The sequence below is a fragment of the Agromyces litoreus genome (assembly GCF_040496015.1).
Classification (GTDB): Bacteria; Actinomycetota; Actinomycetes; order Actinomycetales; family Microbacteriaceae; genus Agromyces; species Agromyces litoreus.
In genome coordinates, this window is sequence record NZ_JBEPKA010000036.1 from 1 (window position 1) to 1,217 (window position 1,217).

The window sequence follows — 1,217 nt, forward strand, 5'->3', positions numbered from 1 at the left end:
GGTGATCCAGTACCCGTGGTAGCCGGCGCTGGCGTTCGCGCCCTCGCCCTGCACCGGCTTGTTCTTGAAGCTCGGCGTGAACCAGATCGCGGTCGTGCCGAGGTCCGCGATGTAGTCGAGGTGGTCGCGGATGCCCTGGATGTCGCCGCCGTTGTAGAAGCCCTTGTCGGTCGGGTCGAAGCCGTGGTCGAGGCGGTCGCCCGCGATGCCCGCCGTGTCGTTGGACGTGTCGCCGTTGGCGAAGCGGTCGGTCATCACGAAGTAGAAGTTCTCCGCGCTGCCGGGCTGGCGCGCCGGCGCCGCGACCAGCGACGCGTCGGCGGCCTCGTCGTAGCCGGCGCGCGTGCTGAGCAGCTCGAGCCCGACCCGCTTCTGCTCGTCGTCGAAGAGGACGCGGACGTCGGTGTCGCCGCCGACGGTGAGGGGGATGTTGTCCCCGCCGCCGTTCAGGCCCCACGAGGCATCCCACGTGTCGTTCGCGGCGACCTTGTACTCCCACGTCCCGGCCGGCACCGTGAAGTCCGCGGCGTAGACACCGGGGGTGTCGGTCGGAAGCAGTTCGGTCGCCTCGCACTCGGGCTGCCAGTCGGCCGAGCACCCGAGCTCGTCCTGCAGCGACCCGACGAGGGCGAACGTGTCGCCGTCGGCCGATGCAGCCGGCATCACCGGCAGTACTGCGAGGGCGGATGCCGCGAGGGCTCCCGTGATCCCGAATGTCACTGCTCTCCGAGCGCGCGCTCGATGCGTCATCCTTGACTCCCGATTCCGGCACGACGACGTGCCACCGACATTGGGGGCGACGTTACCGGTTTCGGCGCCGATGTTGCAAGCGCTTGCATTAACTCGTTGTGAGATCGCTCGACCTGGCTCGGCGGGCGCGCTCGAGCCGCGCGTCTTCGGTGCGGCCGCGACTCCCGCACGGATGCTGGCTTCTCGCACGCCGTCGGAGCGTCCAGGGGACCCACTCGGGTCGCCTTGGGCGCCGGATGGTGCTTCGAGCCGAGCCATCGCCCGGGGCAGACTCGTAAGCGCTTACGCGAGGTGCTCGCCCCAGGTGATGGCTGCCGCGGAACGCTCGCGCCGCCGTCGCGCGCGGCAGCGGGAGCCGTGTGCGAGGTCGTTAACTGCAGAAGAGCCGCCCGGCGTTGGGCGGCTCTTCTGTGAAGGATGTCCGGCGGTGTCCTACTCTCCCACAGGGTCGCCCCTGCAGTACCATC

General features: G+C 69.8%; 1 protein-coding gene. It reads right to left on the reverse strand.

What is annotated here, in order from left to right; all coding sequences use genetic code 11:
- The coding region (locus ABME01_RS15615; protein WP_353829348.1) for a pullulanase X25 domain-containing protein at positions 1 to 720 on the reverse strand (720 nt) is incomplete at its 3' end.
- Between the last annotated feature and the right edge of the window lie 497 nt (positions 721 to 1,217).